Annotated in this window: 11 protein-coding genes; 2 read left to right on the top strand and 9 right to left on the bottom strand. The window is 73.1% G+C overall.

All coding sequences use genetic code 11. From position 1 onward, the window contains the following. Window positions 1–31: 31 nt before the first annotated feature. The 9 genes from narI to IE242_RS07595 form a co-directional block, all read right to left on the bottom strand. Window positions 32–802, bottom strand: coding sequence for a respiratory nitrate reductase subunit gamma (gene narI / locus IE242_RS07555; protein ID WP_189856672.1), 771 nt, complete (start codon window positions 800–802; stop codon window positions 32–34). Next, window positions 799–1464, bottom strand: a complete 666-nt coding sequence (gene narJ, locus IE242_RS07560; protein WP_189856674.1) for a nitrate reductase molybdenum cofactor assembly chaperone — start codon at window positions 1462–1464, stop codon at window positions 799–801. The genes narI and narJ overlap by 4 nt, the downstream gene beginning before the upstream one ends. Then, entirely contained in the window at window positions 1461–3194 is a 1734-nt protein-coding gene (narH, locus tag IE242_RS07565) for a nitrate reductase subunit beta (RefSeq protein ID WP_189856676.1), read from the bottom strand. The genes narJ and narH overlap by 4 nt, the downstream gene beginning before the upstream one ends. 1 nt (window position 3195) lies before the next feature. Next, a complete protein-coding gene (locus IE242_RS07570) occupies window positions 3196–6951 on the bottom strand; it encodes a nitrate reductase subunit alpha (RefSeq protein ID WP_373299477.1) in 3756 nt (1251 codons plus the stop codon). A gap of 180 nt (window positions 6952–7131) precedes the next feature. Then, entirely contained in the window at window positions 7132–8415 is a 1284-nt protein-coding gene (locus tag IE242_RS07575; RefSeq protein WP_308436758.1) for an MFS transporter, read from the bottom strand. An 87-nt stretch (window positions 8416–8502) separates the two neighbouring features. Beyond that, a complete protein-coding gene (locus IE242_RS07580) occupies window positions 8503–10065 on the bottom strand; it encodes an NAD(P)/FAD-dependent oxidoreductase (protein ID WP_189856678.1) in 1563 nt (520 codons plus the stop codon). 350 nt (window positions 10066–10415) lie between these two features. Beyond that, complete coding sequence (locus IE242_RS07585; RefSeq protein WP_189856680.1) at window positions 10416–10970, bottom strand: hypothetical protein; 555 nt, start codon at window positions 10968–10970, stop codon at window positions 10416–10418. Between the two features lie 273 nt (window positions 10971–11243). After that, window positions 11244–12017, bottom strand: a complete 774-nt coding sequence (locus tag IE242_RS07590; protein WP_189856682.1) for a response regulator — start codon at window positions 12015–12017, stop codon at window positions 11244–11246. A 1-nt stretch (window position 12018) separates the two neighbouring features. Further along, entirely contained in the window at window positions 12019–14043 is a 2025-nt protein-coding gene (locus tag IE242_RS07595) for a sensor histidine kinase (protein ID WP_189856684.1), read from the bottom strand. A gap of 171 nt (window positions 14044–14214) precedes the next feature. Between IE242_RS07595 and IE242_RS07600 the strand changes: the two genes are divergently transcribed. Together IE242_RS07600 and IE242_RS07605 are read left to right on the top strand one after the other, a co-directional pair. Next, window positions 14215–14784, top strand: a complete 570-nt coding sequence (locus IE242_RS07600; RefSeq protein ID WP_189856686.1) for a DinB family protein — start codon at window positions 14215–14217, stop codon at window positions 14782–14784. A gap of 159 nt (window positions 14785–14943) precedes the next feature. Further along, window positions 14944–15522 (top strand): maltokinase N-terminal cap-like domain-containing protein, encoded by a 579-nt coding sequence (locus IE242_RS07605; protein WP_189856688.1) that lies wholly within the window; start codon window positions 14944–14946, stop codon window positions 15520–15522. The last annotated feature ends 10 nt before the right edge of the window (window positions 15523–15532 follow it).

Consider the following 15532-nt stretch of genomic DNA (forward strand, 5'->3'; position numbering starts at 1 on the left):
AACGGCCCCTCCCACCCCGTACATCGGCCCCTCACACGCCCGTACGCTCCCAGCCGCGCCGCGGTGCTCGCGCCCCGAGCCGGGTGTCGCGGCTGCGGTAGACGACGTAGGGGCGGGTCAGATAGCCCAGCGGGGCGGTGAGCATGTGGACGAGCCGGGTGAAGGGCCAGAACGCGAACAGCAGCATGGCGCTGAGCGCGTGCAGCTGGAACAGCACCGGGACACCGGTCATCAGGTCCGGGTCGGGCTGCAGCAGGAAGATGGAGCGGAACCAGGGCGAGACGGTCTGCCGGTAGTCGTAACCGCCGCCGGCGATGTTCGCGGCCACGGTGGCGGCCAGTCCCAGCCCGATGGTCAGGGTCAGGGAGACGTACATGGCCTTGTCGTTGCGGGTGGTGGCCGAGAAGACCGGGCCGACCGTGCGGCGCCGGAAGACGAGGATGACCAGTCCGCCGACGGTGGCGACGCCGGCGATCGTGCCGAGGACGACCGCCGCGACATGGTAGACGTCCTCGCTGATGCCGGCCGCGTCGGTCCAGCTCTCCGGGATGACCAGGCCGCCGATGTGGCCGAGGAGCACGACGAGGATGCCGAAGTGGAACAGCGGGCTGCCGATGCGCAGCAGGCGCCGTTCGTAGAGCTGGGAGGAGCGGGTGGTCCAGCCGAACTTGTCGTAGCGGTAGCGCCAGACGTGGCCGAGGACGAACACCGCGAGGCAGACGTAGGGCAGGACGACCCACAGCAGGATGCCGCCGGTGCCGGTCTGGAACGCGAGCGGGACGGAGGGCGTCTGTGCGGTCATCGCGGGCCTCCTACGACCGGGTCGGGCAGGAAGACGGGGGATGCGGGGGACGAAGGCGATGCGTACGGGTCGAGGCCGACCTGTTCCTCGGGCGGGCCCTGGGCGGCCAGGCGGGCGACGGCCGCACGCTCGTCGCCCGCGAGGGCGGGCAGCGTGGCGGAGACGGAGTCCAGGACATGCGCCCAGGGCGAGTCGGCGTCGCGCAGGGCCAGGCGCAGCAGCTCCAGGCCGGCGCGGTGTTCGGTGAGCAGCCGGTGACCGGTCGGGGGGTCGGTGGCGGCGAACTCGAGGACCACGGCGAGGTGGTCGGGCAGCTCGTCGTCGCTCAGCCGCCGGCCGGCCTCGGCGTAGGTCTGCTTCAGGCGCAGCAGGGCGATACCCCGTTTCCGGGTGTCACCGTGCGCGTAGTAGGTCAGGTACGGGCAGCAGCGCTTGCGGTGGTCGAGGGTGGCGACGTACTCGGCGGCCAGGTCCGGCAGCGGGGTACGGGAGGCGTGCTCGGCGAACGCCTCGAGGGGGTCCCCGACCGGCTTCGGCTGGGTGGCGGCGACCCTGAGAGCCAGAGTCAGGTACTCGGGGAACTGTTCGTCGGGGTAGGCCAGCAGCAGCGACTGCGCCTGCCAGGCGAGGGCGTTGCGGGCGTGGACGGCGGACGGCCTCATGACGCGCCGCCCTTGTCGCCGCCCCTGCCGCCGCCCCTGCCGCCATCCGCGGCACCGTCCCTGTAGCCGTCCTCGGCGCCGTCCTCGGCGGGTGGGAAGAGCCCCGGAGGTTTGCCCTTGCCGTCCCAGTTGAGGAGGTTGACTCGCGTCGCCTTGTCAGTCGGGGCGGCCGGCGCGTCGGACGTCTGCCGGTCGCGCAGGGCCCGGTAGTTCTCCACCGCGATCGGGGCGGCGCCGCCGGAGGTCTCCCCGAACGGACCGGAACCCCCCATGCCGGGCCCGCCCTCGTAGTCCAGACTGCACTCGGTCACCGACTCCTCCAGTTCGTGGGCCTGTTCGGCGTGGGCGGGCGGGATGACGTACCGCTCGTCGTACTTGGCGAGCGCCAGCAGCCGGTACATGTCGTACATCTGCTCCTCCCCCATGCCGACCGCCTCCGGGATCGCGGCGTCCGGTGCGCGGCCGAGGTTGATGTCGCGCATGTACGAGCGCATCGCGGCCAGCCGGCGCAGCACCGCGTCCACGGGCGCCGGATCGCCCGCGGTGAAGAGCTGGGCCAGGTAGTCGACGGGGATACGCAGGGCGTCGACGGCGGCGAAGAGGGTGCCGTGGTCCTCCGCGTCCCGGCCGGTGCCGCGGACGGCGTCGACCACCGGGGACAGCGGGGGGATGTACCAGACCATGGGCAGCGTGCGGTACTCGGGATGCAGCGGCAGCGCGACCTTGTACGTGTTGATCAGGGCGTACACCGGGGAGCGCCGGGCGGCCTCGATCCAGTCCCACGGGATGCCCGCCTGCTCCGCGTGGGCGGCGACCCGCGGGTCGTGCGGGTCGAGGAAGACCTGCCGCTGGGCCTCGTACAAGCCCGTCTCGTCGGGTGTGGCGGCGGCTTCGAGGACGCGGTCGGCGTCGTACAGGACCAGGCCGATGTAGCGCAGCCGGCCGACGCAGGTCTCGGAGCAGACGGTGGGCAGGCCGACCTCGACGCGGGGAAAGCAGAAGGTGCACTTCTCGGCCTTGCCGGTGCGGTGGTTGAAGTAGACCTTCTTGTACGGGCAGCCGGTCACGCACATCCGCCAGCCGCGGCAGCGGTCCTGGTCCACCAGGACGATGCCGTCCTCGCTCCGCTTGTAGATCGCGCCCGACGGGCAGGAGGCCGCGCAGGACGGGTTGAGGCAGTGCTCGCAGATGCGCGGGAGGTAGAACATGAAGGTCTGCTCGAACTCGAGCCTGATCTTCTCCGAGACCTGGTTCAGCAGGACGTCCCGTTCGCTCGTCGCGGCCGATCCGCCGAGGTCGTCGTCCCAGTTCGCCGACCAGGTGATCTTCATGTCCTTGCCGCTGATCAGGGACTTGGGGCGGGCGACCGGGGTGTGTTCCTGGAGCGGGGCGTTGGTCAGGGTCTCGTAGTCGTACGTCCACGGCTCGTAGTAGTCGTCGAGGGTCGGCAGCACCGGGTTGGAGAAGATCTCGATCAGCTTCTTGAACCGGCCGCCGGCCTTGAGCGCCAGCCTGCCGCGCCTGTTCAGTTCCCAGCCGCCCTTCCAGGTGGCCTGGTCCTCGTAGCGGCGCGGATGGCCCTGGCCGGGGCGGGTCTCGACGTTGTTGAACCACACGTACTCGACGCCGGTGCGGTTGGTCCACGCCTGTTTGCAGGTGACCGAGCAGGTGTGGCAGCCGATGCACTTGTCGAGGTTCATCACCATCGCCATCTGGGCCATGACGCGCATGTCAGTACTCCACCTCCTGGTTCGTACGGCGCCGGATGACGGTGACCTCGTCGCGCTGGTTGCCGGTCGGGCCGAGGTAGTTGAAGGCGTACGAGAGCTGGGCGTAGCCGCCGATCAGATGGGTCGGCTTGATGAGCAGGCGGGTGAGGGAGTTGTGGATGCCGCCGCGGCGGCCGGTGGTCTCGGTGCGGGGCACGTCGATCAGCCGGTCCTGGGCGTGGTGCATGTAGACGGTGCCCTCGGGCATGCGGTGCGAGACGACGGCGCGGGCGGCGACCACGCCGTTGCGGTTGACCGCCTCGATCCAGTCGTTGTCGCTCACTCCGGCCCTGTCGGCGTCCTGCGTGCTCATCCAGATCGTCGGGCCGCCCCGGGACAGGGAGAGCATGAACAGGTTGTCCTGGTACTCGGAGTGGATCGACCACTTGTTGTGCGGGGTGAGGTAGCGGACGGTCAGGCCCAGTTCCCCGACGTTCCCGAGCGGCGGCTCCTCGAACAGGGCGTGCATGTCCAACGGGGGCCGGTAGACGGGCAGTTGCTCGCCCAGCGCGGCCATCCAGTCGTGGTCGAGGTAGAAGTGCTGCCGGCCGGTGAGGGTGTGCCAGGGCTTCAGTCGCTCCACGTTGACCGTGAACGGGGAGTAGCGGCGCCCGCCCGTCTCCGAGCCGGACCACTCCGGTGAGGTGATGACCGGCACCGGGGCCGCCTGGGTGTCGGCGAAGGTGATCTGTTTGCCCTCGTGCTCGGCTGCCAGGTCCGCGAGCCGGGTGCCGGTGCGGGCCTCGAGGGTGCGGTAGCCCTGGGTGGCCAGGTGCCCGTTGGTGGTGCCGGACAGGGCCAGGATCGCCTCGCAGGCGTGCACGTCCCGGGCGAGCGACGGCCGTCCGTCGGCCGGTCCCCCGCGCACGGTGCCGTTCTTGTGCCGCAGGTACTCCACCTCGCGGCCGAGCCGGAAGGTGACGCCCTTGGTGGCGGCGCCGAGGGAGTCCAGCAGGGGGCCGAGCGCGCCCATCTTGTCGGCGACGGCGGCATAGTCCCGCTCGACCGTCACGAGCTTCGGCATCGTACGGCCCGGTACCGGCTCGCACTCCCCCGCCTTCCAGTCGCGCACCCGGCCGTGCGGGGTCGCCAGTTCGTCGGGGGTGTCGTGCAGCAGCGGGGCGGCGACCACGTCCGTACGGGTGCCGAGGTGACCGGCGGCCTGGCGGCTGAACTCCGCGGCGAGCGCCCGGAAGGCGTCCCAGTCGGTGCGGGTCTGCCAGGGCGGGGGGATCGCCGGGTTGAAGGCGTGCACGAAGGGGTGCATGTCCGTGCTGGAGAGGTCGTGCTTCTCGTACCAGGTCGCGGCGGGCAGCACGATGTCGGAGTAGACGGTCGTGCTGGTCATCCGGAAGTCCAGCGTCAGCAGCAGGTCGAGCTTTCCGGTCGGGGCCTCCTCCCGCCACACCACGTCGCGCGGGCGCGCTTCGGGCGGTGCCTCGGCGGCCCGTACGGAGGAGTCGGTGCCGAGCAGGTGCTTGAGGAAGTACTCGTCCCCCTTCGCCGACGAGCCCAGCGGGTTGGCCCGCCACACCGTCAGCACGCGCGGGAAGTTCTCCGGCGCGTCCGGGTCCTCGCCCGCGAAGCGCAGCCGTCCCGCCTTGAGTTCGTCCACGACGTGGTCGGCGACGGGACGGCCCGCTGCCGCCGCCTCGTCGGCGAGGTCCAGCGGGTTGCGGTCGAAGGTCGGGTACGACGGCATCCAGCCCAGCCGCGCCGACTGCGCGATCACGTCCGCGACGGTCATCCCGGCGAACGGCCCCGTAGGTCCTTCCGCACCGGCCGCCGCGAGGGTGTCCGCGGAGAACGGGTCGTAGCGGAACTGGTCGGTGTGCAGGTACCAGTAGGCGGTCTGGATCATGAGCCGGGCCGGCCGGTTCCAGTCCGAGGCCGTCGCGAGCGCCGTGTAGCCGGTGATCGGGCGGACCTTCTCCTGGCCGACGTAGTGCGCCCAGCCGCCGCCGTTGACGCCCTGGCAGCCCGTCAGCGTCGTCAGGGTCAGGAAGGTGCGGTAGATGGTGTCGGAGTGGAACCAGTGGTTGGTGCCCGCCCCCATGACGATCATCGAACGGCCGCGGGACTCCTCGGCGTTGGCGGCGAACTCCCGGGCGACGCGTGCCGCCCGGCCCGCGTCCACTCCGGTGATCGCCGCCTGCCAGGCCGGGGTGCAGGGCTCGTCCGCGTCGTCGTAGCCCGTCGGCCACGCACCGGGCAGACCGTCGCGGGCCACGCCGTACTGGGCGAGCAGCAGGTCGTACACCGTGGTGACCAGGTGCCCGGCGATCCGCCGCACGGGGACGCCGCGCCGCAGCCGCCCCGCGCGGCCGCCGGGAGCGTCGAAGCGGGGCAGTGCGACCGTGACCGGCGCCTCGTCACCGCCTTCGGCGGACAGCGCGGGCCGGATGTCACCGAGGTCCAGGTTCCACTGGCCCGCGCCCGCCTCGCCGTAGCGGTCGCCGAGCGTTCCGCCCGGCACCGCCGGCCGGTCCGTGGCCGCGTCCAGCAGTACGGTCCGGAACTCCGCGTTCTCGGCCTGCGCGGCCTCGCCGCCCAGGTCGGCGGCGGTCAGGAACTTGCCCGGGGTGAAGGTGCCCGGCTCGCTTCCCTGCCCTTCGGCGTCGAGGACGACCAGGAAGGGAAGGTCCGTGTACTTCCTGACGTAGTCGGTGAAGTACGGCGTGGCCCGGTCGACGAAGAACTCCTTGAGGACCACGTGCCCCATGGCCATCGCCAGCGCCCCGTCGGTGCCCGGCCGGGCCGCGAGCCACTCGTCGGCGAACTTCACGTTGTCCGCGTAGTCGGGCGACACGGCGACGACCTTCTGGCCCCGGTAGCGGGCCTCCGCCATCCAGTGCGCGTCCGGCGTACGGGTCACCGGCAGGTTCGAGCCCCACATGATCAGGTATCCGGCGTCCCACCAGTCCCCCGACTCGGGTACGTCGGTCTGGTCGCCGAACACCTGCGGCGAGGCCACCGGCAGGTCGGCGTACCAGTCGTAGAACGACAGCATCGCCCCGCCGAGCAGCGAGTAGAAGCGGGCGCCGGCCGCGTGGGACACCATCGACATCGCCGGGATCGGCGAGAACCCGGCCAGCCGGTCCGGACCGTACCGTTCGATCGTGTGCACATGCGCGGCGGCGGCCAGCTCGACCGCCTCGTCCCAGCTCGCCCGGACCAGTCCGCCCCTGCCCCGGGCCGCTTTGTAGCGCCGTGCGCGCTCCGGGTCGGACACGATGTCGGCCCAGGCGGCCACCGGGTCACCGAGACGGGCCTTCGCCTCGCGGTACATCTGGAGCAGCGCCCCGCGCACATACGGGTGGCGCACCCGCGTGGGCGAGTAGGTGTACCAGGAGAAGGCGGCGCCGCGCGGGCAGCCGCGCGGTTCGTACTCGGGGCGGTCCGGGCCGACCGAGGGGTAGTCGGTCTGCTGCGCCTCCCAGGTGATGATGCCGTCCTTGACGTACACCTTCCACGAGCAGGAGCCGGTGCAGTTCACCCCGTGCGTGGAGCGCACCACCTTGTCGTACGACCAGCGGTCCCGGTAGAACGCGTCCGCCTGCCGGCCGCCCTTGCGGTGCAGGGTGCGCAGGTCGTCGGAGACCTCCGCCCGGGTGAAGAAGCGGCGGCTGCGCACCAGTGCCTCCGCCAGGTCGCCGTCCAGGTGCGCCCGGGTCGCCCGGGTCGCCCGCGTCTGCTTCCGGCTGGTCTCCCTGCTCACCGTGCCACTCCGCCCCGGGCGCCGCGGCCCGTTCGAGTTGTGATCGGTCCGGCCGCACACGACTGTACGACCGCCGTTCCGCGGAAGGCCGACAGCCACACCGAACGACGGGGGCCTGGTGGACATCGCCTGCGGGCGGGGACGGCGGCGCGTGGCCGACGGCCTGGCGGACGGGCGGCCTCAGGCGGCGTGGCCCGCGGTGTGGTGCCAGTGCCAGTGGCGCGTGCGCGGCTTGCGCTCGCCTCCCGCGGCGGCGGCGCGGACACCGGTGAGGGTGTAGCCGAGCGCGGCGGCCGCCACGATCGCGAGCAGGGCGAGGCCGAGCGCGTACGAACCGTACGCGCCGTACAGCGAGCCCATCACCAGCGGCGGTACGAAGCCGCCCAGTCCGCCCGCGGCGCCGACCACACCGGTGACCGAGCCGACCTGGTCGCCCGGGGTCAGCAGGGACACCAGGGCGAAGGTCGCCCCGCTGCCCGCGCCGAGCGCGGCGGCCATGGCGAGGAAGGCGATGGTGCCCACCGGCATCAGGGGCGGGGTGAACGACTGCACGATCGCCCCGGCCACGACCACGGCCAGTGAACCGGCCAGCACCCGGACCGGGCCCAGCCGGTCGGACAGCCAGCCGCCCGTCGGGCGCATCGCCACCGCGAGGAGCACGAACCCGGCCATGCGGCTCGCGGCGTCGGCCTGGGTCAGCCCGTAGCCGGTCCTGAGGTAGGTGGGCAGGTAGACGGAGAAGGCGACATAGCCGCCGAACGCGACCGCGTAGAGCGCGGACGCCTGCCAGGTGATGCCGAGGCGCAGGGTGGCGGCGAAGCGGCGGGCCGCCGGCTCGGTCGGCACGGCGCGGCCGGGTGCGTCACGCAGCAGCAGCGCGGCGGCCACGGCGTACACGGCCAGCACCGCGGCGGTGATCAGGAACGGGGTGGCCATGCCGCTCGCGTCGACCAGGTTCACCGTGGTCAGCGCGCTGATGGCGGTGCCGCCCATGCCCGCGCCGAAGACGCCGACGGCGAGACCGCGCCGCTCGGGCGGGAACCAGGCGTTGACGAACGGCACACCGACGGCGAACGCGGTACCGCCGATACCGAGGAAGAATCCGCCGATCAGCAGGGCGGCCAGGGAGGAGTGCCCGGCCAGCCCCAGGTAGAGCACCGGCACGATGGTGGCCGCCGACACGATCGGGAACATCGTCCGTCCGCCGAACCGGTCGGTCAGCGCGCCGACCGGGATGCGGCCCAGCGAGCCGACCACGACCGGCACCGCCACCAGCAACGACTGCTCGAACGACGACAGGCCGAGGCTGTCCTGGAAGCGGGGGCCGAGCGGACTGAGCAGGGCCCACGCCCAGAAGTTCACGGCGAAACCGACCGTGGCCAGCCCCAGCATCAGCCACGCCCGGCCCGACACCGGTGCACTACCCGTACCCGTACCCGTCCTGGGCTTCAGCGGCTGAACCATGGCTTGGCCCCTTTCCTCCCTCTTTATGGTATTGCCGCACCAAGAGGTCCACCCGCCCACGAGGAATTCGGTCACTTCTCCAGGTCGTCAGGCGGTGCGCGGGGCCACAGCGGTCACCTCTCGTGGCGGCCGCGTGTCGGCGGCCGGGTCCGTCCACGGACCGTGGTGCGCGTGGGCGGCCCGCAGATACGTCTTCAGCTGGAGCGCGGCCTGGTCGTTGTCGGCGGCCTGGGGGACGAGGAACTGCGGGATGACGATCTCGGGTGCCAGGGCGACGGGCACGGTGAGGCTGTCGTAGAGGGCCTGGGTGCGGCTGCGGACGAAGTCCCTGAGCGGAATTCCGCCGTAGAAGGAGACGGAGTGCCCTTGTTCGTACATGCTGTCGGCCGCGTGGTCGGCGGTCTCCGCCACGGCCTGCTGGGCGGGCATCGTCTGGATCGGCGCCCGCTCGGGGGTGAACCACGCGAAGTCGCCGCTCTTCTCCCCGTCGCCCAGAACGACCGCGGCCAGGTGGCGTGCGATGACCGGGGAGCAGTGGAAGCCGTCCCGGTAGGTGCCCGTGGCGAAGACGAGGCCGCGCAGGGAGCAGGTGCCGATGAGGGGGAAGCAGTCCAGCGGAACGGGGCGGGCGCCCACCATCCACTGCTGGATGCGGGAGAACCTGATGCCCTGGTCCAGCTGCTCGCACACCTGGCGCATCAGGGCGTGCAGGGAGCCGAACTCCGGGCCGGAGACGGGATCGCAGGTGAGGAGGTTCGAGGCCCCGACGTACTGCTCCCCCAGCGGGTTGAGGGGCACGACGTGCAGACCGCAGGTGGCGGCGCGGTTCGGTGTGCGCAGCACGTGGCGGGCTCCGGGACCGGTGGACGGGGTGCGCCTGACTCTCAGGGAGGCACCGGTGCCGTGCAGCACGGGCGGCACGGCACCCGGCGGCAGGACGTCCGCGGCCAGGGCCCCACTGGCGGCTCCCGCGGCGAGGACGACGGTGTCGGCCGCCAGCACGCTGCCGTCGGCCAGGCACACCCCGGTGACGGCCTGCTCGCCGGTCAGCAGGGCGCGCACGGCATCGGGCACGATCTCGACACCGAGCCCGCGGGCGGCCGCCTCGAGGGCCCGCAGGACCGCTCGGGCGTCGACGGAGCCCTCCCTCGGCAGGTGCAGGATCTGCGAGGGCCGGGAGTCCAGCGCGGGCCGGAGGCCGTCGACCTCCTCCGCGGCGACGAACTCGTGCGGTTCGTCGTGCGCGACCGCCGCGGCGTGGACGGCCTGGAAGTTCTCCGCCCCGATCGGTCCCGACTTGCTGCTGAGCACCACGAAGGTGCCGTCCGAGTACGAGGCACGCGCCACCGTGCCGGCCTCCGGGCCGGCGTCCTCGGCCAGCGCCTCCAGCCACTGCGGCCACAGGTCCAGCGCCCGCCGGGCGACGGCGAACCGGGCCTGGTACGCGGGGTGTGTGGTGGTGTAGCGGGTGACCTCGGCGAAGCAGTTGAGCATGGCCCCGGCCGCCACGGTGGCCGCCATCGGCCGTTCGGGAGGTCCCGCGACCGTCACGCGGACCTCGGGATCCCGGCGTGCGATCTCCACCGCGACGGACAGCCCCAGTACTCCGTTGCCGACCACCACCACATCGGCACTGCCGGATCCGGTCATGACGCTCCTTGTTCCACCAGGGTTCGCGGGGCCCACCTGGTGCGACCGCCGCCAGGTCAGGTGCCCGGGCGCACCGCCGCCGGGCTGCTTCTCCGGCCCGGCGGCGGTCGACGCCCGCACCTCAGCCTGCATCCCGCCCCGGCACGGTGCAGCGGATCGGCATCCGACGGAGTGACCGGCGCGCGACAGCCCGCCGGCGGGCGCTCGGGCCTCGCTCCCGGCCATCGGAACGCCGTACGGGATCCGCACGCAGCACCGCCGCGCCGGCCGGCCCTCCGGCGGTACCGGCGGCCGCGCACGAGAGTGCCGCGGCGCCCGTCGGGCGCCGCGGCGGCTGTTGCGTCCTCGGGTCAGCTCGCGTTGGTGAAGGTCAGCTCCAGCGTCGCGTAGTCCTTGCCGCCGTTCTCCTTGTTCTTCAGGTAGATGGTGTGCGACACGGACTCCCCGGCGGCCACTTGGAACCGCAGGTCCCTGACCTCGGCGTCCAGGTCGGTGTTGGTCTCGTTGGTTCCCTCGTAGAAGAGGGCGTCCGCCCCGAACAGCAGCGTGCCCTTGTCGTCCACGACCTGCGCGAAGGCGTGCAGTTCCACGCGGATCTCGCCGCCGCAGTAGGCCCGCCACCACTCCTGGGGCCCGTACATGCCGTCCGTCCAGCGGACGGCGTTGATGTCGCCGCGGCAGTACTTGCCCGCCGCCAGGCCCTCGTCGTCGCGGATGACGAACGGCCCGCTGATCACGGCCTTGCGCAGGGTGCCCGCCGCGAGGGCGGCCCCGTCGGCGGCCGGGGAGGCGGACGCGGCCGACGCGGTGACAGTGGGCACGGCGAGGAGACCGAGAGCCGCTGCCGTCACGGCGAGGACACGGGCCGGCCGGTTGGGGCGGTGCGTCTTTCTGCTTGCGTTCATGCTGCGCATGTGGGTGTTCCCCCCTGGGTCGGTGATGCGTTTTCAGTGCGTTGTGCGTTGTGCGTTGTGCGTTGTGCGATGTGCTGTCGTGCTGCGTCCGGCGGGGCCGCGGGCGGGAAGGGCCCTCATCGCGCGTAGACCGCGGGCCGCCGGCCAGATCACTGTCGCACCGGGCGTGTCCCGACTTCATGAGGCACGCGTCCCGGGCCGCACGGGGCATCCGTCCCGTCCGGGCCCGGGGCCCGGGGCGCGCCGCGTCCGCGCGCACCGCGCTCAGGGTCCGCCCAGACCCGCCCGCCGGGCCCGGACGATCACCTCGCCACGGCTCGTGGCCTGGAGCTTGGTGAGGATGTTGGACAGGTGATTGCGGACCGTCTTCTGGCTGAGGGTGAGGTGCCGGGAGATCACCCGGTTGTCCAGCCCTCTGGCCACCAGGTCCAGGACCTCCCGTTCCCGGGCGGTCAGCCCGCCGAGCGCGTCCGGGGCGGGCGCCGCGGACGCCGTCCCGGTCAGATGGGCCACGGCCCGGCCGGCCACCGCGGGGCCCAGGATCACCTCGCCGTTGGCGACCGCCCGCACCGCGCGCTCGACCTCGGCGGGGCCCGCACCCTTCAGCAGGTAACCGCGGGCCCCGGCCCGTATGGAGGCGAACACCGACGCGTCGTCGTCCAGCATCGTCACGACCAGGACGGCGGTGCCGGGGCACAGCCGCAGGATCTCCCGGGTGGCCTCGACGCCGGACGCGTCCCGCTCGCCCAGGTTCAGGTCCATCACGACGACGTCGGGCCGCTGCGCCACGACCGCCGCCACCGCGGCGTCGGCGGTGTCCGCCTCGCCCGCCACGACGATCCCGGGGAGGGAGCCGAGCAGCGCGGCCATCCCCATCCGGAAGACCGGATGGTCGTCCACGACCAGGACCCGCACCAGGTCCTCACCGCCCTGCCTCCCGCCCACGTCCCCGCCCAAGCCCGCGTCCGTGCCCGCGTCCGTGTCTGTGCCGGCGCCCGTCTCTGCGCCCGCGTCCGTGCCCGCGCCCGTGCTGCCCATGTCAGACCACCTCTTCCTTCGCCGCTGCCGCCGCCCGCAGGGGAACGCGGAGCACGAGGCGCGTGCCCCGGCCCCCCGCCCCCGGGCCCCACTCCACCGTTCCGCCCACCTCCTCGGCGCGCTCGCGGGCCGAGGACGTGCCGACGCCGGGGCGGAGCTCCTCGCCCATGCCGCGGCCGTCGTCCTCCACCGCCGCCGTCAGCATCCGGCCGCCGGCCAGTTCCACGACGCAGGTACGGGCTTCTGCGTGCCGGGCGACGTTGCGGACGGCCTCCGCGATGATCGCGTACGCCGCCCCCGCCACCCGCGGCGGCACCTCCCCGACGCCGTCGTCGCGCACCGTCACGGCGAGCCCGTCCGCCTCGTACCGCATGACCAGTTCCTTCACGGCCTGCCCGAGGCCCAGCTCGGCCAGGACGGGCGGGACCAGGCCGCGCGCCAGCACCCGGACGTCCTCCGCGCACGCCTCCACCTCCGTGCGCAGCCGGGCCAGCAGGGTGCCGGCCGCGTCCGGCCCGTCCCGGAGCAGGTTGCGGGCCGCCGCGAGACCGAGCCCGATGCCGGCCAGCGCCGGGCCGATCTGGTCGTGCAGCTCGCGGCGCAGGGCGCGCCGTTCGTCGTCGCGGGCGGCCGCGAGACGGCCCCGGGACTCGCGCAGCTCCCCGCTGACGGCGGCGAGGTACACGGCGGTCGCGACGACCTGGGCCACCTCCTCCAGACCGGCCCGGGCCCGCCGGTCGAAGCGTTCGCCGGGACGGGCGGTCACGCTCAGGGCGCCGACGGGCCGTCCGCGCACCACCAGCGGGATCTCGATGCCGTCCGTGCCGTGACCGAACGGATCCGCGACGGCGGCCAGCGGCTCGCCACGGGTGTCCAGCAGGCGTACGCAGCCGAGGTTCAGGGAGGCGGCGAGGCTCACGGCCACGCCGGTCAGCGCCTCCTCGTCGGTGGCCGCGCTGCCCAGGTGCCGTCCGATACAGCTCAGCGTGGGCGCCGTTCCCTCGCCGTGCACCAGCAGGTCCACGCGGCGTTGCAGCCAGCCGCGCGCCGGCTGCGTCCCGACCGCCAGGGCCACCGTCGCCAGTACCCGGACCGCCGTGCCGTCCTCGGGCAGCGCCAGCCCCAGCACCGCGACGACCAGGACGTATCCGACCACCAGCAGCCCGGTCAGCAGCGACCAGACCAGCGTGCGGCTGACCGCGAGGTCGATGCCCCACAGCTGCTGCCGCAGCACGGCGACGAGGACGGCCGCGGGGAAGAACGCCTGCGACGCGAGGTGGGCGAGCGGTGTGAACAGGACAACGGCCGGCTCGGTGCCGTCCGGCCGCACCACCAGCGGCAGAAAGGTCATGGCGATCAGCGCGGTGCCGATCGCCAGCCAGCCCAGCCCGCGCGCGGCCGGGTCCCGGCGGCGCCGGAGGGCGGCGTGCCCCGCGGCCAGCAGCCCGAGCGCCGCGACGGCCCCGTACAGCCAGCGCAGCGCGGGATCGGCGAGCCGGGCCCATGCCTCGTGCCGTACCGCCAGCGGCGCGAACGGTTCCCCGCCGTCCGGCCACGGCCACGGGTCCGTCAGTCGGACCGCCATCACGATCACGGTGAGCACGATCCCGGCGAGGACCGCCGCCCGCGCCACCCGGCCGGGCCGCTCCGCCGACACCAGGTACGGCACCACGAGGATCAGCGCCAGCGTTCCCGGCACCCACGCGACGTTCTGGAGCACGGCCCAGGACGGCGGCACCCGTGACCCGTCCGCCATCGCCAGTTCCCCGAGCGGCGCCGCGACCGCGGCCACCCCTCCCCCGACCGCCGTCAGCGCCACCAGCCACGCCACGGGATGGGCGCGCCGGCTCAGCACCACGCCCGCCACCAGCCCGTACACCACCGCGTCGGCGACGTCCACGACGAGATACCAGCGGTCCGTGGTCCACGGCCCCCCGGCCGCCCCCGCCAGTACGCCCGCCGCGGCGGCCAGCCCCCAGGCCGTGACCACCACCGCGACCGCGGCCCCGCGCCGCCCCCGCGTCATCTCTGCTCCCCCCTCGTTCCCCCCACGGCCCAGAGTCCCAGGAGTAACGGCCGATGTCACCGGCACACCGGCGCCTCAGCGGGACGCCCGCCATGTCTCCGCGCATGACACCTCCACGACACCGCCTCGAAGCGAGAAATCGGTGGCGGGCCGGAACCGTCATGGACGATCATGCACCGCATGGATGACCGCCCCGCGCGATGGAGCCAGGCAACCGTCTACCCCGACATGTGGGCCGATCCGGACGACGACCCCCGCAACAGCGAAGGGCCCGGTCCGGACGGCGAGCTCGCGACACTGGGGGGCTATCTGGCGGACTACCGCATGACGCTGCGGATGAAGTGCGAGGGCCTGGACGCGGAGCAACTGGCCCGGCGGTCGGTGCCGCCGTCGACGATGTCGCTGCTCGGCCTGATCCGGCACCTCGCCGAGGTGGAACGGGACTGGCGCAACTGGATCAGCGACGCCGACCCGCTGCCCAAGCTGTACGGCGAGCGTGACGCGGACTTCGACGGGGTTGTCGCGGAGCAGGCCGTGGTCGACGCCGCGTACCGCGATCTGGAGCGCGAGCAGGCCGCGACCGATGCCGCGCTGGCAGACCACCCGGACCTGGGCGAACGCGTGGGGAAGGACGGGATCGCGGTGCGGGAGCTGCTGGTGCACAGGATCGAGGAGTACGCCCGTCACTGCGGGCACGCCGACCTGTTGCGCGAGTGCGTCGACGGAAGAGTGGGCCAGTGACGACGGCCGCCGAGATTCCCACCGCGGCCGACCGGCCGTGACGACCGTGCGAGGCGTAGGAGCCCGCTCCCTGCCGCCCGGGAAGCGCAGCCGCTTCCTATAGATTCGATCACATCCCGTCGGGAGAACGGGACCGGATCCACGCGTGAGGGAGCTCGCATGGCCACCATCCACCGCACCACCATGACGCCCACCAAGCTGGAGCTGCTCACCGAGTGGCTGCCGAAGCAGAGCTGGTACGTGGGCGCCTCGGGAACGCCGGAACTGGTCAAGGCCGGTGGGTTCCGGCTGGACGATCCGGAGGGCGAGGTGGGGATCGAGTTCATGGTCGTGGCGGACACCGACGGGCGGGAACCGGTGGCGTATCTGGTGCCGATGAGCTACCGCGGCGCGGCGCTGGAGGGCGTCCCCGACGAGGCGCTGATCGGCACCTCGGAGCATGGGGTGCTCGGTACCCGGTGGGTCTACGACGGCATCCACGACCCGGTGGTGATGGCACAGTTGCGCGCGCTCCTGCGCGGCGAGGCGGTGCCCCAGCAGCAGAGCGAGAGCGACACCCCCGACCCGACCGTCACCGTGCACGGCGCCGGCCCGCAGGGCGCGTTCGACGTTCACGTCCACCGCGTCCTGCGGCCGGCGGAGGACACGGAGAGGTCGTCCACCCACCTCGTCGCCGGGTGGGCCTGGCCGGACGGAACGGCTGCACGCGGCGTACTCGCGGCCGTGGTCCCGCGGTGAGAAGCCGCAC

The sequence above is a fragment of the Streptomyces poonensis genome (assembly GCF_014650915.1).
GTDB classification, from domain to species: domain Bacteria; phylum Actinomycetota; class Actinomycetes; order Streptomycetales; family Streptomycetaceae; genus Streptomyces; species Streptomyces poonensis.

What these genes read in the sequence shown, in the direction of transcription:
- narI (WP_189856672.1), bottom strand. Translation starts at nt 802, where the DNA reads ATGACCGCACAGACGCCCTCCGTCCCGCTCGCGTTCCAGACCGGCACC.
- narJ (WP_189856674.1), bottom strand. Translation starts at nt 1,464, where the DNA reads ATGAGGCCGTCCGCCGTCCACGCCCGCAACGCCCTCGCCTGGCAGGCG.
- narH (WP_189856676.1), bottom strand. Translation starts at nt 3,194, where the DNA reads ATGCGCGTCATGGCCCAGATGGCGATGGTGATGAACCTCGACAAGTGC.
- IE242_RS07575 (WP_308436758.1), bottom strand. Translation starts at nt 8,415, where the DNA reads ATGGTTCAGCCGCTGAAGCCCAGGACGGGTACGGGTACGGGTAGTGCA.
- IE242_RS07580 (WP_189856678.1), bottom strand. Translation starts at nt 10,065, where the DNA reads ATGACCGGATCCGGCAGTGCCGATGTGGTGGTGGTCGGCAACGGAGTA.
- IE242_RS07585 (WP_189856680.1), bottom strand. Translation starts at nt 10,970, where the DNA reads ATGAACGCAAGCAGAAAGACGCACCGCCCCAACCGGCCGGCCCGTGTC.
- IE242_RS07590 (WP_189856682.1), bottom strand. Translation starts at nt 12,017, where the DNA reads ATGGGCAGCACGGGCGCGGGCACGGACGCGGGCGCAGAGACGGGCGCC.
- IE242_RS07595 (WP_189856684.1), bottom strand. Translation starts at nt 14,043, where the DNA reads ATGACGCGGGGGCGGCGCGGGGCCGCGGTCGCGGTGGTGGTCACGGCC.
- IE242_RS07600 (WP_189856686.1), top strand. Translation starts at nt 14,215, where the DNA reads ATGCACCGCATGGATGACCGCCCCGCGCGATGGAGCCAGGCAACCGTC.
- IE242_RS07605 (WP_189856688.1), top strand. Translation starts at nt 14,944, where the DNA reads ATGGCCACCATCCACCGCACCACCATGACGCCCACCAAGCTGGAGCTG.